At 66.5% G+C, this 19,626-nt stretch carries 21 protein-coding genes and 1 pseudogene; 10 read left to right on the forward strand and 12 right to left on the reverse strand.

Annotated elements, in window-relative coordinates:
- Positions 1-7: 7 nt before the first annotated feature.
- The 3 genes from cysK to K7W42_RS02445 form a co-directional block, all read right to left on the reverse strand.
- Positions 8-961, reverse strand: coding sequence for a cysteine synthase A (gene cysK, locus K7W42_RS02435; protein WP_224571906.1), 954 nt, complete (start codon positions 959-961; stop codon positions 8-10).
- Positions 962-1,040: 79 nt separating this feature from the next.
- Entirely contained in the window at positions 1,041-2,660 is a 1,620-nt protein-coding gene (locus K7W42_RS02440; protein WP_224571907.1) for a PRC-barrel domain-containing protein, read from the reverse strand.
- Positions 2,661-2,728: 68 nt separating this feature from the next.
- On the reverse strand, positions 2,729-2,866 hold the full coding sequence (locus K7W42_RS02445) for a hypothetical protein (RefSeq protein WP_224571909.1): 138 nt from the start codon (positions 2,864-2,866) through the stop codon (positions 2,729-2,731).
- 139 nt (positions 2,867-3,005) lie between these two features.
- Between K7W42_RS02445 and K7W42_RS02450 the strand changes: the two genes are divergently transcribed.
- The 3 genes from K7W42_RS02450 (at position 3,006) to K7W42_RS02460 (ending at position 5,469) form a co-directional block, all read left to right on the forward strand.
- On the forward strand, positions 3,006-3,785 hold the full coding sequence (locus tag K7W42_RS02450) for a DEAD/DEAH box helicase family protein (protein WP_224571911.1): 780 nt from the start codon (positions 3,006-3,008) through the stop codon (positions 3,783-3,785).
- Complete coding sequence (locus K7W42_RS02455; RefSeq protein WP_224571912.1) at positions 3,782-4,870, forward strand: enolase C-terminal domain-like protein; 1,089 nt, start codon at positions 3,782-3,784, stop codon at positions 4,868-4,870. Before K7W42_RS02450 ends, K7W42_RS02455 begins: the two co-directional genes overlap by 4 nt.
- 341 nt (positions 4,871-5,211) lie before the next feature.
- Entirely contained in the window at positions 5,212-5,469 is a 258-nt protein-coding gene (locus K7W42_RS02460) for a hypothetical protein (RefSeq protein WP_224571914.1), read from the forward strand.
- A gap of 195 nt (positions 5,470-5,664) precedes the next feature.
- On the opposite strand, the gene K7W42_RS02465 is transcribed toward K7W42_RS02460, so the two are convergent.
- From K7W42_RS02465 to K7W42_RS02475, 3 genes are all read right to left on the reverse strand, one after another.
- Positions 5,665-6,147: a hypothetical protein gene (locus K7W42_RS02465; protein WP_224571916.1), complete on the reverse strand. Its 483-nt coding sequence runs from the start codon at positions 6,145-6,147 to the stop codon at positions 5,665-5,667.
- Positions 6,148-6,568: 421 nt separating this feature from the next.
- Positions 6,569-7,660, reverse strand: coding sequence for a 3-deoxy-7-phosphoheptulonate synthase (locus K7W42_RS02470; protein WP_224571918.1), 1,092 nt, complete (start codon positions 7,658-7,660; stop codon positions 6,569-6,571).
- Positions 7,661-7,928: 268 nt separating this feature from the next.
- On the reverse strand, positions 7,929-8,234 hold the full coding sequence (locus K7W42_RS02475; RefSeq protein WP_224571921.1) for a hypothetical protein: 306 nt from the start codon (positions 8,232-8,234) through the stop codon (positions 7,929-7,931).
- A gap of 141 nt (positions 8,235-8,375) precedes the next feature.
- On the opposite strand from K7W42_RS02475, the gene K7W42_RS02480 reads away from it, so the two are divergent.
- From K7W42_RS02480 to K7W42_RS02490, 3 genes are all read left to right on the forward strand, one after another.
- Positions 8,376-10,181, forward strand: coding sequence for a circularly permuted type 2 ATP-grasp protein (locus tag K7W42_RS02480; RefSeq protein WP_224571923.1), 1,806 nt, complete (start codon positions 8,376-8,378; stop codon positions 10,179-10,181).
- A complete protein-coding gene (locus tag K7W42_RS02485) occupies positions 10,181-11,155 on the forward strand; it encodes an alpha-E domain-containing protein (protein WP_224571926.1) in 975 nt (324 codons plus the stop codon). Before K7W42_RS02480 ends, K7W42_RS02485 begins: the two co-directional genes overlap by 1 nt.
- A 176-nt stretch (positions 11,156-11,331) precedes the next feature.
- Entirely contained in the window at positions 11,332-12,156 is an 825-nt protein-coding gene (locus tag K7W42_RS02490; RefSeq protein ID WP_224571928.1) for a transglutaminase family protein, read from the forward strand.
- 52 nt (positions 12,157-12,208) lie between these two features.
- Here K7W42_RS02490 and K7W42_RS02495 read toward each other — a convergent pair whose 3' ends face one another.
- Positions 12,209-12,814 (reverse strand): YIP1 family protein, encoded by a 606-nt coding sequence (locus K7W42_RS02495; RefSeq protein WP_224571930.1) that lies wholly within the window; start codon positions 12,812-12,814, stop codon positions 12,209-12,211.
- A 252-nt stretch (positions 12,815-13,066) separates the two neighbouring features.
- Positions 13,067-13,723 carry a TetR/AcrR family transcriptional regulator gene (locus K7W42_RS02500; RefSeq protein WP_224571932.1) on the reverse strand — a complete coding sequence of 219 codons (657 nt, stop codon included), beginning with the start codon at positions 13,721-13,723 and terminating at the stop codon, positions 13,067-13,069.
- A 129-nt stretch (positions 13,724-13,852) separates the two neighbouring features.
- On the opposite strand from K7W42_RS02500, the gene K7W42_RS02505 reads away from it, so the two are divergent.
- Positions 13,853-14,668 (forward strand): SDR family NAD(P)-dependent oxidoreductase, encoded by an 816-nt coding sequence (locus tag K7W42_RS02505; protein WP_224571935.1) that lies wholly within the window; start codon positions 13,853-13,855, stop codon positions 14,666-14,668.
- Positions 14,669-14,720: 52 nt separating this feature from the next.
- On the forward strand, positions 14,721-15,641 hold the full coding sequence (gene era / locus K7W42_RS02510) for a GTPase Era (RefSeq protein ID WP_157459906.1): 921 nt from the start codon (positions 14,721-14,723) through the stop codon (positions 15,639-15,641).
- A gap of 182 nt (positions 15,642-15,823) precedes the next feature.
- Here era and K7W42_RS02515 read toward each other — a convergent pair whose 3' ends face one another.
- The 3 genes from K7W42_RS02515 to K7W42_RS02525 are packed head-to-tail and all read right to left on the reverse strand — an operon-like array spanning position 15,824 to position 17,152.
- Positions 15,824-16,291, reverse strand: coding sequence for a Nudix hydrolase (locus K7W42_RS02515; RefSeq protein WP_255638903.1), 468 nt, complete (start codon positions 16,289-16,291; stop codon positions 15,824-15,826).
- A gap of 2 nt (positions 16,292-16,293) precedes the next feature.
- Complete coding sequence (locus K7W42_RS02520; protein WP_224571937.1) at positions 16,294-16,821, reverse strand: YfiT family bacillithiol transferase; 528 nt, start codon at positions 16,819-16,821, stop codon at positions 16,294-16,296.
- The gene (locus K7W42_RS02525) at positions 16,814-17,152 is read right to left on the reverse strand and encodes a nucleotide pyrophosphohydrolase (RefSeq protein WP_157459902.1); all 339 of its coding nucleotides are present in this window, start codon (positions 17,150-17,152) and stop codon (positions 16,814-16,816) included. Before K7W42_RS02525 ends, K7W42_RS02520 begins: the two co-directional genes overlap by 8 nt.
- A gap of 392 nt (positions 17,153-17,544) precedes the next feature.
- Here K7W42_RS02525 and K7W42_RS02530 point away from each other — a divergent pair, with 392 nt between their 5' ends.
- On the forward strand, positions 17,545-18,441 hold the full coding sequence (locus tag K7W42_RS02530; protein ID WP_224571938.1) for a hypothetical protein: 897 nt from the start codon (positions 17,545-17,547) through the stop codon (positions 18,439-18,441).
- 53 nt (positions 18,442-18,494) lie between these two features.
- Here K7W42_RS02530 and K7W42_RS02535 read toward each other — a convergent pair whose 3' ends face one another.
- Positions 18,495-18,983 (reverse strand): DUF4384 domain-containing protein, encoded by a 489-nt coding sequence (locus K7W42_RS02535; RefSeq protein ID WP_224571939.1) that lies wholly within the window; start codon positions 18,981-18,983, stop codon positions 18,495-18,497.
- Between the two features lie 148 nt (positions 18,984-19,131).
- Between K7W42_RS02535 and K7W42_RS02540 the strand changes: the two are divergent.
- A pseudogene (locus tag K7W42_RS02540) lies at positions 19,132-19,626 on the forward strand (ATP-dependent zinc metalloprotease FtsH); the annotation flags it as partial.

Here is a 19,626-nt window from a genome sequence, read left to right on the forward strand (position 1 = left end):
GGCCCCTCTAGCCCAGCCGCTCGCGCGAACGCGGCGCGTAGCCGGGCGGCGTGTCTTCCTGGCCGGCAAACAGGCTGGTGGTGAGGTAGCGCGCCCCGGTGTCGCAGGCGATGGTGGCCACCCGCTTGCCTGGCCCTAGGCGGCGGGCCACCTGAAGCGCGGCCCAGACCATCGCGCCGCTGCTCATGCCCACGAAGACGCCCTCCTGCTGGGCTAGGCGGCGGGCCAGTGGGTAGGCGTCTTCCTCCCAGACCTCGACCACCTCGTCAATCACAGAGCGGTCCAGATTGGCCGGAATAAAGCCGGGACCCATGCCCTGAAAGCCGTGCGTGCCCATCTCGCCGCCGCCCAGCACGTTGCTGCGGGCAGGTTCGCAGGCGATGACCTGCACCTGAGGATTTTGCCGTTTCAGAAAGCGGCCCACCCCGCTGATGGTGCCGCCCGTGCCGCTGCCGTACACAAAAGCGTCAAGGCGCCCGTCCATCTGGTCCCATAACTCAGGCCCGGTGGTGGCCTCGTGGGTGGCGGGGTTGGCGGGATTGGCAAACTGATTCATCATGACGGCGCCGCGCTCCTGCACGATCCGCTCGGCTTCCTCAATGGCGGCCAGCATGCGCCGCGCGGGGTCGGTCAGCACCAGTTCGGCGCCGTAGGCCACCAGGGTGCGCCGCCGCTCCTCGCTCATGCTGGCGGGCATACATAGAATGAGCCGGTAACCCTTGGCCGCCGCCACCTGCGCGAGCCCGATGCCGGTGTTGCCGCTGGTCGGCTCCACGATGGTGCCGCCTGGGGCCAGGACACCCCGGCGCTCGGCGTCCTCAATGAGCCCCAGGGCCGTGCGGTCCTTGATGCTGCCGCCTGGGTTCTGGCCCTCCAATTTCACGAACACGTCGGCCATCCCGTCCTCAACCACGCGCGACAGTTGCAAGAGAGGGGTGTGACCGATGAACGACTGAATCATGGTCCCAGCATAGGCGCTGCGGGCCATCCATAAAAACGCCGCACCCACCAGACGGCAGGTGCGGCAGGAAGAAACGCGCTTAGCTGGGCCGCTCGGCCGACGCCTGAGGCGGCGTCACCGTATCGGGCTGACTGTCCAGCGCGGCCTCGCCGTGCGCCTCGGGGCGGCTGGCCAGCGGGTCAATCTCAGGCTGATCCTTGTTGACGCTGCTGACCAGGATGTCCAGCACATCGCCGTCGCGGGCTGCCTGCACCGCCTTGTGGGTCACGATCTCCCCGATGTTCAAGATGATGGTGTCGTCTGGGGCCAGAATCACGCGGGTGACGGGGCGGCCCAGGGCGTCGCGCACCCGGCTTTCCATGGCGTCCTGCTGACGCTGCTCAATGGCGCCCTCGGCCTGATCGCGCCGGTCACCCAGCCAGGCTTTGGCGCGGTCCAGCAGGTTGCTGGCGCCCTCGGAGACCGTGCTCGCGGCGCTTGCTTCTGCCGGGCGCGCGCCGCCAGTGGTCGCGGCAATCAGCGCCTGCTCGGCGCCGACGTGGCGGGCGCGGTCGGCAATTGCGGGAGTCACAATCTGGCCAGTGGCCGCCACGATGCTGCCACCTGGCGCCCGCACGTCGCTCTTAACGCGGCGGCCAATGGTGGCTTCCACCGTATTGGGGTCGGCCTGCTGACGGTCTCGGTACGACTGTACGCCTTCCTGAATGGCGCCGCCGGTCGCTGTGGCCGTCAGAGCCGCCAGGCGCCCAGTGGCCTCGGCGCGGTCAGCCTGGTACTGGGTGATGGTTGCGCCGGCCGGCACAATGATTTCGCCGGTGTCGGTCACGACCTCACTGCGGGCCGTCTTGCCCACCACGTAGGCTTTCTGCCGCTCGGCGGTAGCGCCCTTCACGTCCTCGTAGGACTCCTGCACGCGGTCACGGGCGCTGCCGTAGGCGTCGGCTAAGGCGCCGCCCGTCGCGGCGGTGGCCAGGGCCGTCAGCTTGCCAGCCACCTCGGCCTCGTCGGCGTGCGCGGCGGTGATGGTCTCGCCTTTGGCCACAATCAGACGCTCGTCCTCAGTGTGGATATCGCCGCCCGCCGTCTTGCCGACTACGTATTCCTTCTGGCGATCTTTGGTGGCTTCAGCAATGTTCTGGTAGGCCCCACTGATGCTGCTGCCTGCCGAGGCCAGGGCACCCCTAAGGCCGCCGTCGTCCTGTTCTTCCATCGCCTGCGCGACGGCTGGAGGCACCAGCGCCGTATCCACACCAATCTGCACCTGCTCAGGGGCGGGCACGAAGGTGCGCCCGCTGCTCAGGTCGGCAAACAGGCCGCCAGTGGCCTCATAGCCTTCCACGCGGCCTGAATGCTCGTCGAAAAACACGTCGGCAATCTTGCCCAGGTTGTGGCCGTCCGTGGTCAGCAGCGTCAGGCCTACCAGGCTGACTTTGCTGTCCAGGGCGTCTTTCAGGCGGCCATCCTCGCGGGTGGTGGCCACGTCGGCGTGGGTGCCGATCATGATGGCGTCCTCGCCAATGCTGCGGATGCGGTCAAAAGGCACCACCTTGGCCGCGCTGAACCAGCCGCCTTCGTCGACCAGTAGCCCCAGGACCTGATTGGCCTGGTGGTCAAACACCACGTCATGTACCCGGTCAATGTGTTCGCCGCTGTCCACAGCGATAATCGTGCGCCCGAGAATATCCTTGCCTTTAATCATAAAGTGACGCTCCAGTGAGGGAAAAAGAACGTGGGGAAGTCAGGTGGGCCAAGAGGGGCGGGCCCCCTTTAGATAAACCCGAGGTCAAGGAGTCCCTGCGGCTTGAGGTACAGGAAGTACAGCAGCAGGAACAGCACCAGCACAATGATGACGGCCAGCAGCACCTTGCCACCGCCGCCCCCTGGATTGCCTTTGAGTCGAGTCATGAGTGCCTCCACGCGCAGTGTAGGAAGCGCGCGTCGGCCTGCCATCTGGCAGACGTTACCGGCACTTGGCCCAACCTTGGTCTGCTCTTTAGACAGGCCAGGCAGCTTGACCCCGTACCCAGCCGTTACCCTGCGGGGCGTGAGTGCCGACCTTCCCTATTTGCGCGCCGCCCCGCCAGCGCCTGGCCACCAGGAGGCCCGGCTGGCCGACCTGCCCCTGACCGTCCTGGTGGGGGTGACGGGCGTCGGCAAAAGCACGGCCCTGGCCGCCCTGGGCGCGGGCATGCGGCTGCTGCCTGACCGGCGCGAGGTCACTGACACCGTGATGATTGCCCCGCTGGCTGGCGGGCCGGTGCGTGACCGCGAGCAGCGCTTTGCCCTGACGGCGCGCTACCGCCAGACCCACCCCGGCGGCATGGCGCAGGCCCTGGGGTCGCTGCTGGCCGATACCCGGCACTGGCAGGGGCCACTGGTGTTTGACGGCCTGCGCGGGCTGGACGAGGTGCGGTATGCCGCGCAGACCTTTGCGGCGTGGCGTTTTGTGGCGTTGGGCGCCCCCGATGCGGTGCGGGTGCGCCGCCTGCTGGGCCGCGCCGACGCCTTTGACCAGCTGGACGCCGCCGCGCTGGGCCACGACCTGCGCGCCGACCTGGCCGCGCTGGACGGCGCCGGAACAGTGTTCTCGGCGGCCGAGCTGGACAGTCTGGCGGCGCTGCCCACAGACGGCTTTGCCCCGGCCGAGGTGCTGGCCAAAACCCGGATTGTGCTGTCCGAACGTCGGCATTACGACCCAGCCGCTGCCGAGGCATTTCTGCACACCCTGCCCCCCAAGCGGGCGCTGGTGCTGGACACCGTGGCCCTGGCCCCGGCTGGGGTGGCGGCGGCGATTCAGGCGTGGGCGAACGGGAGCCGCGCATGAGTGCGCCCACCGTCGCGCGGGTGCAGGGCCTGCCCTACCGCCTGCCGCTGACCTCGGCCCTCGCCTGGGGCGCCCACGCGGCCCTGAACGCCGCCGAGCATGTACTGGTGCAGGTCACCCTGTCGGACGGCACGGTGGGCCTGGCCGAGGCGACCCCACGCCCCACGATTTACGGCGAGACGGCCGCCAGTGTGATGGCGATCTTGGCCCATCTAGAGGCGGGCCTGGCCGGGGTGCCGATCACGGATGAGGCAGCCTTAAACCGCGTCCGGAACAGCGTGGCGAACAACCACACAGCTCGGGGCGCACTGGACATGGCCCTGCACGACGCCCGCGCCCGCGCGCAGGGACAGAGCCTCTTCGACCACTGGCTGGGGCCGCAGCCACGGGTGCGCGTCAGTTTCATTCTGGGCATCGCGCCGCCCACCGAGATGCTGGCCGAGGCCCAGCGCGTCGTGGAGGCCGGCGTGCGCTGCCTGAAGGTCAAGGTGGGCCGCGACCACCGCCGTGACCTGGACGTCATTGCCGCCCTGCGCCGCGAGTTTGGCCAGGCTGTTCAGCTGTACGCCGACAGCAACGAAACCCTGACCCCGGATACGGCCCCCGCTGCCCTGAACGCCATGCGCGAGGCGGGGCTGCTGTACGTCGAAGAGCCTCTGCCCGCCCGTGACTTAAAGGCGCGCGCCGCCCTGCACACCCAGGGACGCCTGCCTATCGTGGCCGACGACTCGTGCTTTACCCCCGCCGACCTGGCCCGCGAACTGGACTTTGACACCTTCGACGTGCTGAACGTTAAAACGGCCCGCAACGGCTTCACGGACGGCCACGCCATGCTGCGCGCGGCGGCTGGTCGGGGCAAGCGGGGCATGGTGGGCTCCCAGGCCAGCACCGGGCTGGGCACCCTGCACGCCGCGCTGCTGGCGACCCAGGCCGAGGTCACCGAGCCCTGCGAGCTGAGCTTTGTGCTGAAGTTGCAAGATGACCTGCTCAACGCGCCCATTGAGTTTCAGGACGGCTGGCTGGATGTGACCGGGCTGCGCGACCATGCCCTGGACCCAGCTAAGCTCCGCCGTTACCGCCTCTGACCGCTGACAGCGGCGACCAGTTGCACCCTATAGCCAGAGGAGACACTCAATTCCACCTTTCTCTTGAGAAAACTTATTTCGTTTAGAGAGTGATGTCCAAGAGCCGCTCTGGGCGGCAGCGTAAGACGGTTGCCGTCCATTGCCGCAACATCTGGGAAGGCGCCAGAGAGTTCTCTACTCTTTGGACACTCGTTTCTGCTCCTCCCAGTCGGGTCACACTCGAAACAGGTCCAGGGTTTACCCCGATGCTGTCCGAATTGTCTACACGACTCTCTGGCGCCTCAGACAAAGGTCATAGGCCTGTCAGAACTGGCGGCCAATAATGAGGCATGGCTCAAGAGATGCTTAACGCTCTGCTGCTGCCGCTGCTGTTCAGCATGGCGGGCGGCACCTTCATCTTTCTGTACCGCCCCGAACAGCGTGGTCAGGGACTGCTGATTCTGACGCTGTTTCAACTGGTGGGCGCGGCCGGCTATGCTATGCAGCCCACGACGGAACTGCTGGCCCTGCTCAGCGCGCATGCCCTGGCCGTCCTGGTTATGCTGACGCGCCACTTGCAGACCCCAGTGCCTGTGCCACAAACCAGCCGCGACCAATAAATTTACGGATACGGGGGGCACGGGGTCAGCCGATCCGGTGCCCTTCTTGCTGCGCCGCGCGGCCAGGTGGCCTGGACTACAAGGTCTTGACGCCAGGGATGGCTCACCGCCGACCAGCGGTGGAAGCGTCGGCCCAGCCATGTGGACACCTGACAGCCCACCTCCGCTCCAATAACCCCCTCGATAGGGCCTGCTTTACACAGCGTTCTCTGCCGTCATCAGCAGGCGCACGCAGGTTTCCATGCCTCGCAGCACAGGGGGACTGCGCAGACAGGCCACCAGGGCGCGGGTCGCCTGATGTTCACTGCCGCCCAGCGCCCCCTGCAACGCCTCCTGAACCTGCGGGTGCAGGCGGTGGGTGCGGGTAAACAGCAGGTTCAGCAGCAGATCATCTACGCCCAGCCGGGCGCGCAGCTCGCCGTCTGGGGTGCAGGTCTGCACCTGTAGGCGCCCCCAGGGATCCAGCGTCAGCGAGGTCAGGACCGGTGAGCCAGCGCGGCGGCTGACGTGTTCGGCGGTGGGCAGCAGTGCCCCTACCAGATTGGTCGCCAGGCTGCGGCCCAGCAGGGTCAGGCGCGCCGGGTCGTCCACCGTGACATGCAGGGTCTGCGTTAGGTGCCGGGCTAGGGTGTCGCCCTCGGCCAGCAGCGCCGCCTGAATCTCTTCGGGAAAAGTCACGGCTTATGGTGGCAGAGGAGCGCTCAGGAAGTTGGCAGTAGGAAGTAGGGAGTGGACAAGGCGTTCTGGACGGCGCGCCAGAGCTCTACAACTGCTGAGGGACGTTTGCAATGTTGTCCTGATGTGACTTGTCATATCTGTGACAGCCAGGAAATTTGCAGCTCCTTTCCAGCTGAGGCGCAAGACCTATCCCGTCGCCTCTGCAGATGCAAAGAGCTGGTCCAGTCTTCTCCGCAGCGTTGCCAACCCGCTCGGAACCAAGGTCCTCAAGCGTGACAGAATGTCTCGGACTTGGTCTTACAGCGGCGCCCAGAGCCGCTAAGCAGAAACCTCAACGGCTCTGAGGCGAATCCGCAAGAGACAGTGACAGAAGTGGAATTGAGGGGCGTCCCTGGCCCCAGAAGGGAACTTGCCGCCGCTGCTAGGACTGGCCCACTGGAGCGCGGCCCAGAGCAGCGTGGGCTTCAAGGAGCAGCGCCTCGGTCTCGTCCCAGCCCACACAGGCGTCGGTAACGCTCAGGCCAGGAACCAGCGTGCTCAGGTCGGCTGGAATGGCCTGCTTGCCGGCCCGCAGGTTGCTTTCAATCATCAGGCCACGAATAGCGTGCTGGCCGGCGGCGCGCTGGTGCAGCACGTCGCGCCAGACCAGCCCCTGCCGCGTGTGGTCCGAGCCGCTGTTGGCGTGCGAACAGTCCACCATCACGGCCGGACTGAGGCCCGCAGCGCCCATCAGAGCCGCCGCCTCCTGCACAAACTGCGGCGCGTAGTTGGGGCCGCCGCGCCCGCCGCGCAGGATGACGTGCCCGTCTGGATTGCCCAGCGTATGCACGATGCAGCCCTGGCCGTCGTCGTCAATGGTGAAAAAGGCGTGGGGTGAGCGCGAGGCCACAATGGCGTCCACCGCCAGCTTGATGCCGCCGCCCGTGCCGTTCTTGAAGCCCATCGGGGCGCTGACAGCGCTGGCCATGACGCGGTGGGTCTGCGACTCGGTGGTGCGGGCACCCAGACAGGCCCAGGCCACGGCGTCAAAGACGTACTGCGGCGCAAAAGGGTCCAGCAGTTCGGTGGCCACGGGCAGCCCCAGCTCGCTCACTTCGACCATCAGCCCCCGGGTCCATTCCAGGCCCTTGTTGATGTCGTTGGCGCCGGTCATGTCGGGGTCCAGCAGGTAGCCGCGCCAGCCCACCGTGGTGCGTGGCTTGTCCACATAAACGCGCATCTGCACTTCCAGGCGGTCCTGTACCTGCGTGCGCAGTGCGGCCAGCCGCCGGGCGTAGGTCAGGGCCTGCTCATGGTCATGAATAGAACAGGGTCCCACCACCACGAGCAGGCGGTCGTCCCGGCCATGCAGAATGTCCTGTGCAGCCCGGCGCCCGGCCAGCACGGTGCGCTCGGCGGCCGGGGTCAGGGGACAGCGGGCTTTCAGGGCGCGCGGCGTAATCAGGGGCGTAAAGCCGCTGACATTCAGGTTCTCGGTGCGGCCAGGGGCGACGGCAGGTTCAGGGTGGGTCATGGGGGTCCTTAGGAGCAGGGTGAACAAGCGAAACCCGCCCGGTGACCTTGTGGGCGTCACCGGGCGGGTGGGGAGGGAAACAGCGCGCTAGGCCCGGTGACGACCGAACCAATAAAAAAAGGGCGCGCTTAGGGGCATAGGCGCAGTGTAAAGGCCACGGGGCGGGCGGTCTCTGCCCCCGGTCTAGGGCGCCGCATGGGACTGGTGCAGGAAGTCAGCAGGCACAGAGGCCAGGCCGCCAGCCCAGAAGGCGCGGCTCTTCTCCCCTCTATCCCTCGGCGATCTGACGCAGTTTCTCAACACGAGTCGCCAATTCGGGCAGCTCTAACGCCCGCAGCGCCTTGGTGGTGCGGCTGAGGCCAGCGTCATCTATGCGGCCCTGGTTCCAACCGGCAATCAGCATGGCGCACCCCTGGAGGGCGTCTCCCACGGTTTCCTTGTGAAACATGGCGGCCACCCCACCCGCCTGGGCGGGCGCGGTCTGCTGGGCCTGGGCCTGCACGTCCAGCACCACCTGCATAAACACCTGGTCCAGACGGGCGCGGTCATCGGGGGCAATCGGGGTTCCGGTCATGGGGGGCAGTGTAGTGGGACCGGGCTAGCCGGTGCGTGCCAGTCGCTGGCCTTTCTTCATCTCGGCTCTCATGTCTGGCCGCAAGGGCGACAGGCACGGGCCAGACCCGTATCTTGGTGCAACTCAGACGCTGGAGGGGGCATGAAGTACGAGCCGGGCAACAGGTTTTACGATGAGATGTTCACGCCAGGCGGCCAGGTGCGGCCCCACTACGCGGGGGTGCAGGCGTATGTGGACGACCTGGGCGTGCCCGAATTCGCGCGCCGCCACGAACTGCTGGACCTGGCATTTCGCAACCAGGGCATCACCTTTACGGTGTACGGCGACGCCCAGGGCACCGAGCGCACCTTTCCCTTTGACCCGGTGCCGCGCATCGTGCCGGCCTCCGAGTGGGGGCAGATAGAAGCCGGGCTGACCCAGCGGGTGCGCGCCCTGAACGCCTTCTTGCAGGACATCTACTCGGAGGCCCAGATTCTGGGGGACGGCGTTATTCCCGCCGAACTGGTGTACACCTCGGCGCATTTCCGGCGCGAGGTTCACGGCGTGCGGCCCCCCGGCGGCATCTTTACCCATGTGGTGGGCACCGACCTGATCCGCGACGAGCAGGGCGACTATCTGGTGCTGGAAGACAATCTGCGCTCGCCCAGCGGGGTGTCATACCTGCTGGCCAACCGCCAGGCCATGACCCGCATCTACCCCGGCATGTTCGAGGGCCAGGGGGTGCGCCCGGTGGGGCACTACGCCACGGCGCTACTGGCCCTGCTGCAAAGTGTCAGCCCCCGCGAGAACGGCACGGCCGTCGTGCTGACCCCTGGCATGTACAACAGCGCCTACTTTGAACACGCCTACCTGGCCCAGCAGATGGGCATTGAACTGGTCGAGGGCCGCGACCTGTTTGTGGACGCCGGGCGCGTGTGGATGCGCAGCACGGGCGGGCGGCGACAGGTAGACGTGATCTACCGCCGCATTGACGACGATTTTCTGGACCCACTGGCCTTTCGTCGTGACAGCACGCTGGGCGTGGCCGGGCTGATCGAGGTCTACCGGCAGGGCCGCGTGGCGATTGCCAACGCCGTTGGGACGGGTGTGGCCGATGACAAGGCGGTCTACGCCTACGTGCCGGACATGATTCGCTACTACCTCAATGAAACGCCCCTGCTGCGCAACGTGCCCACCTTCCTGGGCTGGAACGCCGACCACCTGGACCACATGCTGGCCAACGCTGGTGAACTGGTGTTCAAGGCCGTGGGCGAGGCCGGCGGCTACGGCATGCTGATTGGCCCGGCCTCTACCCAGGCTGAACAGGAAGCGTATCTGGAGCGTGTGCGGCGTGACCCGCGCGAGTTCATCGCGCAGCCGGTGGTGGGGCTGTCCCGTCATCCCACCTTCTACCCCGATGGGCGCCAGTTTGAAGCCGCGCACATTGACCTGCGGCCCTACGTGCTGTACGGCCAGAACGTGACCATCGTGCCCGGCGGCCTGACCCGGGTGGCCCTGACGCGCGGCAGCCTGGTGGTGAACAGTTCGCAGGGCGGCGGCAGCAAGGACACCTGGGTGCTGGAACACGACGGCCCGGCCACGCCCGTGGCCATGAGCCAGCTGCTGCACGGTGACACGCAGAGCCAGGCACAGACTCAGGGTCAGGGCCGCCAGTCGCAAAGCCAGAGCCAGACGGGAGGCGGCACCCAGAGTCAGAGCCAATTTCAGGGCGGTTTCGGCTCAGTGCCGCTGGGGGCGGAGACCACGCCCGCTGACGACGCCCATACCGCCCATGTCCGGGAGCGCGCCGCCGAGGAAGCGCAGGTCGAGGCCTACGGGCAAAGTCAGGAGGCGTGGGGCAGGGTCCCTGCGCCGCCGTCTGCCCCCGACGAGTCGCCCGGCGGTCACTCCTACCAGCAGCAACTGGAAAAAGCCGAACTGGACAGCCCAACCCAGGAGGACCGCTGATGCTGCTGCTTTCTCGCCTGGCCGAGAACCTGTACTGGACGGGCCGCTATATGGAACGCGCCGAGAACACCGCCCGCCTCCTGAGCGTCAATTACTACGCCACGCTGGAATCGGCCACGCGGGCACGGGATCACTGGCGCCCCCTGCTGGACCTGACGGGCGGCGAGACAGCCCTGCGTGAGCGCTACGGCCGAATTGACGCCCGCAGCGTCAGCGCGTGGCTGGCTTTTGACCGGGACAACCCCGCCAGTATTGCCAGCAGCCTGGCCCGCGCCCGCGAGAACGCGCGGGGCCTGCGCGACCGCATTCCCAGCGAGATGTGGGAAGCCGTCAACCGCGCCTACCTGAACCTGTGTTTCGAGACCGGCGCCGTGCTGGACCGCGACGGCCTTTTTGAATACTGCGTGGCGGCGCGCGACGCATCTCAATTTTTCTTTGGCATCGCCTTTGCCACCCTGCCGCGCGACGAAGGCTGGGCTTTTATGCGCACTGGGCAGATGCTGGAGCGCGCCGACAATGTGCTTCGTGTGCTGCAGGCCCGGCTGGAACAGAGCGGCGAGGTGCAGGGGGTGCCTGCCGCGCCAGCGGGCAACGACCCGGCCGCCCGCATGGTCGTGGAGCAGCGCTGGGTCAACGTTCTGAAAGGGGCCAGTGCCTTTGAGGCTTACCGCAAGTGCGAGCATGCGGGCCTGGAACCCCGGCGCATCGCGGCGTTTTTGCTGCTGGACGACGCCTTCCCGCGCAGCGTGCGCTACAGCGCCGAGAACCTGCACGACGCCCTGGGGCAAATTGAGAGGCGCCACCCCGGCGCCCACCCCGAGCTGCTGCGCCTGTCCCGCTGGCTGGTGGCCCGGCTGCAATACGCCGCCATTGACGACATTCTCGAAGGCGGCTCACCGTCCCTTGACGAGCTGCTGACCGAGGTCAACCGGGTGGGGGCGGCCATCAATGCGGCGTATTTTGAAGAGGAATAGGGTGCAGGCGCAGAGCACTGTTCAGCACACTTCGGTGGCACCGATGGGTCAACCATTCACGCCAGCCACAAAGGGCGGCCAGCCGGCGGGCGCCGGGCAAGACGTGGGGATATGGCCGGTCCTCAACAAACCGGATCGAGTCGGGGTCAGCCAGCGCCGGGATGTGGGGAGGCAGGATGCGCTGTGAGATTCGCCACGCCACCGAGTACCACTACCCCACGCCAGCCTGGGACTCATTCAATCAGGTGCGCCTGCACCCGTCTCAGGAAGAGCGGCAGACCGTGCGGTCGTTTCACCTCTCGGTCACGCCCGACGCCGAGGTCTCGTCTCACCGGGACTACTTTGGGGCCATTGTCCATCACGTGCATGTCCACGACCCCCATACCCACCTGAAGATCGAGGCGCAGGCCATCGTGGACACCCACGCTCGGCCAGACCCCGAGCCCGTACAGGTGATGGCCCTGGCCGCCGAGCGGGGACGGCACACCGAATTTCTGGTGCCCTGTCCACGCGTGCCCGCCGGGCCCTGGCCTGAGGTCTTTCATGTGGCCCGGCCAGACCCCAGTGATGACCTGCCGGCCTATCTGGTGGCCCTCAACACGCAGTTGTACCGGCGCTTTACCTATGACACCAAGGCCACCAGTGTCAGCACGCCACTGGCTGAATTTGCCAAAGATGGCCGGGGCGTCTGCCAGGACTTTACCCACGCCATGCTGGGCGTGACGCGGCAGTTGGGTATTCCGGCGCGTTATGTCAGCGGGTATCTGTACAGCGGCGGCGAGATGCTGGGCGCCGAGGCCACCCACGCCTGGGTGGAATGCCTGGTGCCGGGCTACGGCTGGCTGGGCCTGGACCCCACCAACAACTGTATGGCCGGCGAAAAGCACGTCAAGATAGGCCACGGCCGCGAGTACAGCGACGTGTCACCCGTGCGCGGCACCTACTACGGCGGCGGGCGAGGCAAAATGGACGTGGCGGTTCACGTCTACAGCGAGCAATAGCGGCATTAAAAAACCCCAGGCGGTGCCTGGGGCGTGTTGGGCCGCTTGACCTTTAGCTGCCGGTGACCAGCCGGCCCACCGCAAACAGGCCGCCCAGCACTCCACCCACCACTGCCGCCGCCGCGAGCTGGCCCAGACCAGCCAGCACCAGGGTCACGCCAGCAGACACCGGGTCGCGTAGGTTCATGCTGGACTGCACCGCCAGAAAGCCGAAGTAAATCATGGCGATGGTGATCAGGAACATGGCGAGCCAGCCAATGACCGGAATGACGCCGATCAGGGTGCTGATGATGCTCAGGGGCACGAAAAACAGTGCGAAAGAATAGGCGACTTCGGGATAAGTACCAGTCCCCCGGAACAGCGTGCGACCAATCAGGTACACCAGTCCGGTAAAGACAAAAAAGGTCAGCGGCACCGAGATCAGACGGGTCAACAACTGACCAAAGAAAGTGACGTCGCTGTGAAACAGGGCGAAGAAGGCAGCGATAGCAGCCGAGACGGCGGCTGCCACCATCACGTAGATCAGCGCGCTGGAGAGGTTACTGCGGCGCTCGAACTGCTCGAAGGTCGCTGGGCTGGGCCGCGTCAGCACGGCAGCGCTCTGAGCAAACATGTCCTGCACTCGGGCGGTCGTTGTGGGCTGAACCGGGCTTCGCATGATCCACGGTACGGCCCGGAGCAACAGGCCGTTGCCAGGTGCTACCTTTATCTTTTGTTAATTATTTCTGCAAAACGTTTGTGGGGTGTCTTTTCAGAAGCATCCGAAGGTGCTGCCGGGCTCTCAAGAGGCCGCACAGCATGAGCCTGTTTGTTCTGCAAATGGAAAAGTAGGTTCGCCAAAGCTCAGCCTGAAGTCTGCTCCGTTATTCACTCTAAATCGCTTCTGCAAGCGCCGCCGTAAGAACCTAAATCAGAACTCAGGCGGCAGACACAGGCCGGTATACAAGGCACGCAGACTCAATTCTAAGGTTGGCTGAAAGGCCACGCACAGCGGCGCCAGGGCCGGGTCACTCAGGGCTTCCTGAACCGCTGGGGCAGGGTCACTCATGGGATAGAGGCCCGCCACCAGCGCCTGCGTGGCGGTCAGCAGCGGCAATGCTTGCCCTTCTGGCAGCGTGGGCAGCGCGCGGTGTAAGGCGGCCAGCAGCGGAGGGATGCGGCCCAGCAGCCAGGTCTTGTGGGCACGCGCACCATCCGGCGTGATGTTGCGCTCCAGCAACCCCGCCAGGTGCGGCATCAAGCGCACCAGGTCGGGGTGATCGCCCAGCAGCGCGGCACTCAGACGGGCCAGAGACGCTGGGGTGTGAATCCCACCCAAGGCCAGATGCCGCTCCCAGTGGGCGAAAAATTCGGCCAGCAGTTCTTCATACAGACTGAGAAATAAGCTCTCTTTGGTCGGAAAATAGCCGTACAGCGCGGCTTTCGTCAGCCCGACCTGGGTTGCCACCGCCTGAAGCGTGAGGTCTTCATAACGGTGGGTGCGCCACAGCGACCGCGCCACCTGCAGAATGTCTGCCCGGCGCGTGGCCTTGGCCTCCTCCGAACGGGCGCGAGAAGAAATAACCACAGGTTAATTGTATAAGGCTGCAATTCAGGCGTCTATCCGTAGGCAGAAAATCCGTCCATTGACAAACTTACCCAGGGTTACTAATATTTCCCTACTTACCCAGGGTTATTTAGACCCAAGGAGCATCCTATGATCCACACTGTCCTCCCGACTCCCGCCACCGCCCTCGTCACCGGTGCCAGCAGTGGCATTGGCGAACGCCTGGCCTCCGGACTGGCCGCACGCGGCGCCTCTTTGATTCTGGTGGCCCGCTCGGAGGACCGACTTCAGGCGCTGGCCAGCGACCTGGGGCGCCTGCACGGCGTCCCCGTGGAAGTGATGGCCGCCGATCTGGCCCGTAGCGGCGCGGCGCAGGCCCTGGCTGAAGAGCTGACGGCGCGTGGCCTCACGCCCGACATCCTGGTGAACAACGCGGGTCTGGGGCACTTTGACGAGTTTCTACAGCAGGACCTGGCCGATATTGGCCAGCAGCTGGCCCTGAACATCACGGCCGTCACCGAACTGACGCGGCTGCTGGTGCCGGGCATGGTCGCGCGGGGGCGGGGCCGCGTCTTGAATGTGGCCAGCACCGCCGCCTTTCAACCGGGTCCCCTGATGGCGCCGTATTATGCCAGCAAGGCGTACGTCCTGAGTCTGAGTGAAGCGCTCAATGAGGAACTGCGCGGCAGCGGTGTGACGGTGACGGCCCTTTGCCCCGGCCCGGTGCAAACAGGCTTTCAGGCCGCCAGTGGGCTGGGCCACAGCGAACTGTTGCGCGGGCCCGTGCGCCTGGCGATGCTGAGCGCCGACGAGGTGGCCGCCCAGGGCCTAGACGCCATGCTGCGCGGTCAGGCGGTGGTGATCCCAGGCCGGCTGAACCAGTTGCAGGTGGCGGCCCTGCGCCTGCTGCCGCGCGCCGCCGTGCCCCCCATGATCCGCCGCTTGCAGGCTCGCCGTCACCGCTAAAAGGCACCTGCGCCTCAGCAGCCCTCAGGGGGCCATGCCACAATGCAGGGTGATGACGGAATCTTCTCTGACCTCCGGCGAGCAAACCCACTCTGGCTTCGTGGCCATTGTGGGCAAGCCCAACGTCGGCAAAAGCACCCTCCTGAACAGTTTTCTGGGCACCAAAGTCGCCCCCACCAGTCCCCGGCCGCAGACCACGCGCCGGGGCGTGCGCGGCATTCATACGGCCGAGAACCGCCAGATTGTCTTTGTCGACACGCCGGGCCTGCACAAACCCAAAGACGCACTGGGCAAGTACATGAACCACGAGGTGCATTCGGCCCTGGCCGATGTGGACGGCGTGGTCTGGGTGGTGGACCTGCGCCACCCGCCCACCGACGAGGATCAGCTGGTCGCCCGCCAGGTGCGCGAATTGCCCAAGCCGCTGTTTCTGGTAGGCAACAAAACGGACGCCGCCAAATACCCCGACGAGGCCATGAAGCTCTACCGCGCGCTGCTCGAAGGCCGCGAGGCCGAGCTGAGCGAGACCATGCTGAGCGCGCAGAACAACCCGAACGCGGTGGCCACCCTGCGCGAGCAGCTCCTGGCCATCCTGCCGGAAAACCCCTTCTTCTTTCCGCAGGGCAGCGCCAGCGACCAGAGCCGCGAGATGTGGGCCGCCGAGATCATCCGCGAAGAGGCCATGAAAAAGCTGCGCGACGAGCTGCCTTATGCCGTGGCCACGCGCGTCAACCGCTGGACCGAACGCGAAGACGGCCTGCAACGCATTGAAGGCGAGATTGTGGTGGAGAAGAACGCCCACAAGGGCATGGTCATTGGCGCGGGCGGCAAGCAGCTGCGCGAGATTGGCCAGGCCGCCCGCAAGCAACTAGAAGTCTTCCTGAACCATAAGGTCTTCCTGGGCCTGGAAGTCATCGTGATTCCCGGCTGGCGCGAGGATGAAGAAGCCCTGCGCGAACTGGGCTACGAGTAAGCACGGCGTTCGGGAAGTGGGCCGGAGGCCGTGGTGAGTGGAGAGGACCACTGGGGGCTCTTGAACCGCTACGAGGGCACACCTCTTCCCCACCTTTGAGGGCCACAGAGCGCGAACAGAGCAGAATTAAAGACCCCCGTATTCAAGCCAAATCTCAACAAGGCCCCACACCGGGGCCTTTTTTATGGTCCAGCCTTGAGGCGTCCCCATTCCCGCAGCGCGTCCTCGTAAAACAGGCGGGTGTGGTGCATCCGAATCTGCCCGGCGCCGTAGAGGGACAGGAAGTCGGACTGGGGCACAAAGCGCACCTCGGCCACCTCATGCTGAAAAGTAGGGTGAAAGGTCGAGCCAGGCAGCGCCTCAGCCAGCCAGGCATGGCGCAGCACCGGCACGCCGTCTGGAAACCGGCCCAGGTACGCCGCCAGAAACTTCAGCAGGCGCACCCGTACCCCCGCTTCACGGACCGCCGTGTCCTGGGGGTTCTCGCCGTCCTCCACGGTGCCGCTGGGGATGTGCCACAGGCCAGCTTTCTGCCGCTGCCCTGGCACGCCATTTTCCCGCACCAGCAGAATGTCGCCCGTCTGGTTCAGGATGACCACGCCCGCCGCACGGTGAGCCACAGGCACATGAGCCTCTGGACCAAACTGCATGGCTACCCCTGACGCTCACGCAGCCCGGAGATGTGGGCGACGTGGTGCCGGCCGTGCCAGGCGTACATGGCCAGCAGGGTGTCCACGGTATAGGTCCGCTCCTGGGCAGGATGGGTCCACAGCCGACCCCACTCTGGCCCCCCCTGGTCTAGAGCCCCGAAAAGCAGGCCCAGCCGCACATGCAAGCTGCTGATGAGCGTCAGGCTGACCTCGGGCGAGAGCTGCGTGTCGGGCAAGTCGGCCCACAGGGCTTCCTCGTAGGGTTTGATTACCGGATTGTCTTCGGTCAGGGCCAGCTTCAGCCGAACAAAGGCGTTCATGTGGCTTTCGGCCACGTGATGCGCCACCTGGCGCACCGTCCAGCCACCCTCGCGGTAGGGGGTATTCAGCTGCGCTTCAGTCAGGCCTTCTACAGCGGCTGACAGCAGGCCGGGCAGCTCAGCGATCTGAGCCGTGGCGGCTCCCCGCTCTTCGGCCGTGAGGGTCAGCGGCGTGGGCATTGGGCCAATGGGATAGCGGAGGTCAGTCATGGGTGGGGGCCTCATCCTTTCTGGTCCAGCGGTTCGCGTCGCGGCGCTCGACCTTGTCCATCATGCGCTCAAAGCCGCGCTCCAGGCTGATCCCACGCTCATTGGCCATGCACAGCATCACGAACAGCAGGTCGGCCAGTTCCAGTTCTAGGTCGCCGGGGTCCTCGCCGGGCTTGGGGGTCTTGCCGTTCTGGTGGGCCAGCACGCGCGCCACCTCGCCGGTTTCCTCGGTCAGGCGGGCCAGCATCAGCAGGGGCGGAAAGTACCCCTCCTTAAACTGGCCGATATAAGCGTCCACGCGCTGCCGGGCGTCTTCGAAGGTCAAGCTCATGGCGCCAGGATACTGGCAGGATATTTGAGCCCTGTCCCAGACCATGCGCGGCGTGACGGCACTGGAGTTGCTGAGAGACGCTGTCTATCACGCCGCAGACCTGTGGCGCGGAGCCGGTTGCCCTACAACATACGCGCCGCTGGGTGTCGGACCGCGCTGACGGTTCTGGACCTGCGCTGGACTTGTGCTGACGCTGGGCATCATGCTGGCGGATGTGGCGGTTAATTTCTGACAGGCCAGGGGCACAGTTACTGCCGCGCTACTGGCCCAGGTGAGTTTTCTAGACTTCGTGGTGAAGAGTTTCCCCTTTCTCTGACCTGTCCATTCTGCTCAACGGCCGCTCCGCCAGGCGACGGACGCGCGCGGCCAGGCCCGTTGCGCACCATGACGGCATGACAGCTCCCTCTCCCTTGCTCAGCGCTGGCCCGCCGGTCTGGAACGTGGCGCGAGCCGCCGGGCTGGGCCCACTGACGCCGGCCCCCGCCGAGCTTCATGACCAGCTGGCCGACCTGCGCGCTGCCCTGGCTGGGGTGCTGGTCGCGGCGGCAGGTCACGATCTGGTGTTCGTGGGCCGCTCACCCGAGCCCCTCCGGGCCTACCTGGGCGGCCTACTGGCCGGGATTCGGGCGCCATGGACAGCCCACGGACTCAATGTTTCTCTGCTGGGCGCCGAGCTGAGTCCGGCCCAGCAGGTGGCGCTGCGGCCCCTTCTGGAAGCCGCTGGCCTGAACCCACGTCGCCTGGCCGCACAGGAGCGGCGGGCCGCGCTGGTGGATGTGGTCGCTTCAGGCGGCACCTTTGCCGAGCTGCACCAGGCACTGCGAACCTGGGCCGCAGCGCAGGGTCTCCCCCGGCAGAGCGTGGTCAGGCGCGTACGAGTGCTGGGACTGGAGTGTTCCGGGCCAGCGCGGCCAGGCGCGCAGCACTGGTCCGATCTGCCCGAGTTGCGCGGTGTACGAACCCGCAGCGTTCTCATTGCCCCCGAGCTGTGGCGCTGGCTGGCCTGCGACGCGGCGCTCAAGGTGGCCACGCGCTGGCCCACTGGCACCTGGGGACACACTGCTGACCACCTGCCCGAACGCACCCCAGAACGGCTTCAGGCTCTGGCGCAGGCCCGCGCCCTGTATCTGCTGGGCACGGCAGCCGCAGAACGCGAGGCGATGGTGGCTGCCCTGAATGTGGCCGGAGGTCAGCAGGTGCCCGCCGTGCGCGCCCTCGTGCAGGCGTGGCGCGGCACCCGCCATAGCACTGCGCCGCGCCGAAATGGACGCCTGCCCTCACCCCGCTGAAACGCCACCAGAAGCGGCGGCCCCTCATCCTGGGGGCCGCCGCCGTGACTGGGTTAGCGAATGTAGAAGTACGTTTCCTGCACGTCGCGGTCAGCGGTGGCGTAAGGCTCCAGGTAGGCGTTGCTGGTGGCGTTCCAGCGGCCGTCGTCGAAGGTGCCGCGCAGCACGAGGTCGGTGGTGGGGCGCACCCGCGTGAAGATGGCGCGCACACGCTGAAGACCACGCGGCTCGGCCAGGTTGTAGGTCACGCCGTCGCCCGCACGGGGAAAGGTGGTGGTGCCCGCCTGCACGTAGGCGTTCCGCACCAGTACGCTGCCCACACCGTTGCTTTGCAGCGCCAGCAGGGTCACGTAGCCGGGCGCGCGGGTGGTGACGCTCACGCGCACCGCTTCGCCCACGGCGTAGGTGCTGCCCTCGCCGCGGTCTGGGCGAAGCCCAGTAATCAGGTTGCTGCCCGAGCCTTGCAGGCCCACGTTGGGACGAACCGTCACGGTGCAGGCGCTGAGGCCCAGGGCCAGAGAAAGCAGAAGTGCAGTGCGCATAACAATCAGCATACGGGCGCCAGCTGACGGAAAGCTGAGGGCCAGCCCCGCAGCGTCCTTAGCGCTGCGGGGCCTTCTAGACCCCGCAGTTGCGCCGATTGTGGCCCAGTTGCAGACGACCTGCCGGGCAGGCGGCGTAGCATGGTGCATGTTTCGCGCCGCCTGCCTTGCGCTGACCCTGCTGAGTGTGTCCGGGGCGCTGGCCGCGCCGCCCACTTCGGCGGCGCGCGCCGAGCCCTACACCACCAACCGCTTTTTTGCCGACCTGAACGCCCGGCAGGTCACGCGCGTGGTCCTGAGCAGCGGCGGGCAGGCCACCGTGACTCTGGCGGGCGAGGGAGGCAGCCCGCGCGTGCAGACCCTGCTGGTGCCGGCAGACGGCGCGACCCTGGCCCGCATCCGGCAGTCAGGGGCGGCGCTGCGGGTGGTCGCGGCCGGGTCGGGGCTGGGCTGGCTGGCGCAGGTGCTGCCGCTCGTCCTGACCGGCCTGATTCTGGTGGTGCTGTGGCGGTCCATGCGAACGGGCAGTGGTGGCGGCGGCGCCGCGACCTTTGGGCGGTCGAAGGCAGCGGTGATCGGGGAGGGGCAGATCAAGCTGAGTTTCAGCGACGTCGCCGGCTGCGACGAGGCCAAAGCCGACCTT

This window comes from Deinococcus betulae, assembly GCF_020166395.1.
GTDB lineage: Bacteria > Deinococcota > Deinococci > Deinococcales > Deinococcaceae > Deinococcus > Deinococcus betulae.

Bases quoted from the DNA above. Each gene is read 5' to 3' on its own strand.
- cysK (WP_224571906.1), bottom strand. From the start codon at position 961: ATGATTCAGTCGTTCATCGGTCACACCCCTCTCTTGCAACTGTCGCGC.
- K7W42_RS02535 (WP_224571939.1), bottom strand. From the start codon at position 18,983: ATGCGCACTGCACTTCTGCTTTCTCTGGCCCTGGGCCTCAGCGCCTGC.
- era (WP_157459906.1), top strand. From the start codon at position 14,721: ATGACGGAATCTTCTCTGACCTCCGGCGAGCAAACCCACTCTGGCTTC.
- K7W42_RS02485 (WP_224571926.1), top strand. From the start codon at position 10,181: ATGCTGCTGCTTTCTCGCCTGGCCGAGAACCTGTACTGGACGGGCCGC.
- K7W42_RS02530 (WP_224571938.1), top strand. From the start codon at position 17,545: ATGACAGCTCCCTCTCCCTTGCTCAGCGCTGGCCCGCCGGTCTGGAAC.
- K7W42_RS02455 (WP_224571912.1), top strand. From the start codon at position 3,782: ATGAGTGCGCCCACCGTCGCGCGGGTGCAGGGCCTGCCCTACCGCCTG.
- K7W42_RS02505 (WP_224571935.1), top strand. From the start codon at position 13,853: ATGATCCACACTGTCCTCCCGACTCCCGCCACCGCCCTCGTCACCGGT.
- K7W42_RS02490 (WP_224571928.1), top strand. From the start codon at position 11,332: ATGCGCTGTGAGATTCGCCACGCCACCGAGTACCACTACCCCACGCCA.
- K7W42_RS02445 (WP_224571909.1), bottom strand. From the start codon at position 2,866: ATGACTCGACTCAAAGGCAATCCAGGGGGCGGCGGTGGCAAGGTGCTG.
- K7W42_RS02480 (WP_224571923.1), top strand. From the start codon at position 8,376: ATGAAGTACGAGCCGGGCAACAGGTTTTACGATGAGATGTTCACGCCA.
- K7W42_RS02470 (WP_224571918.1), bottom strand. From the start codon at position 7,660: ATGACCCACCCTGAACCTGCCGTCGCCCCTGGCCGCACCGAGAACCTG.
- K7W42_RS02525 (WP_157459902.1), bottom strand. From the start codon at position 17,152: ATGAGCTTGACCTTCGAAGACGCCCGGCAGCGCGTGGACGCTTATATC.
- K7W42_RS02475 (WP_224571921.1), bottom strand. From the start codon at position 8,234: ATGACCGGAACCCCGATTGCCCCCGATGACCGCGCCCGTCTGGACCAG.
- K7W42_RS02440 (WP_224571907.1), bottom strand. From the start codon at position 2,660: ATGATTAAAGGCAAGGATATTCTCGGGCGCACGATTATCGCTGTGGAC.
- K7W42_RS02460 (WP_224571914.1), top strand. From the start codon at position 5,212: ATGCTTAACGCTCTGCTGCTGCCGCTGCTGTTCAGCATGGCGGGCGGC.
- K7W42_RS02520 (WP_224571937.1), bottom strand. From the start codon at position 16,821: ATGACTGACCTCCGCTATCCCATTGGCCCAATGCCCACGCCGCTGACC.
- K7W42_RS02495 (WP_224571930.1), bottom strand. From the start codon at position 12,814: ATGCGAAGCCCGGTTCAGCCCACAACGACCGCCCGAGTGCAGGACATG.
- K7W42_RS02515 (WP_255638903.1), bottom strand. From the start codon at position 16,291: ATGCAGTTTGGTCCAGAGGCTCATGTGCCTGTGGCTCACCGTGCGGCG.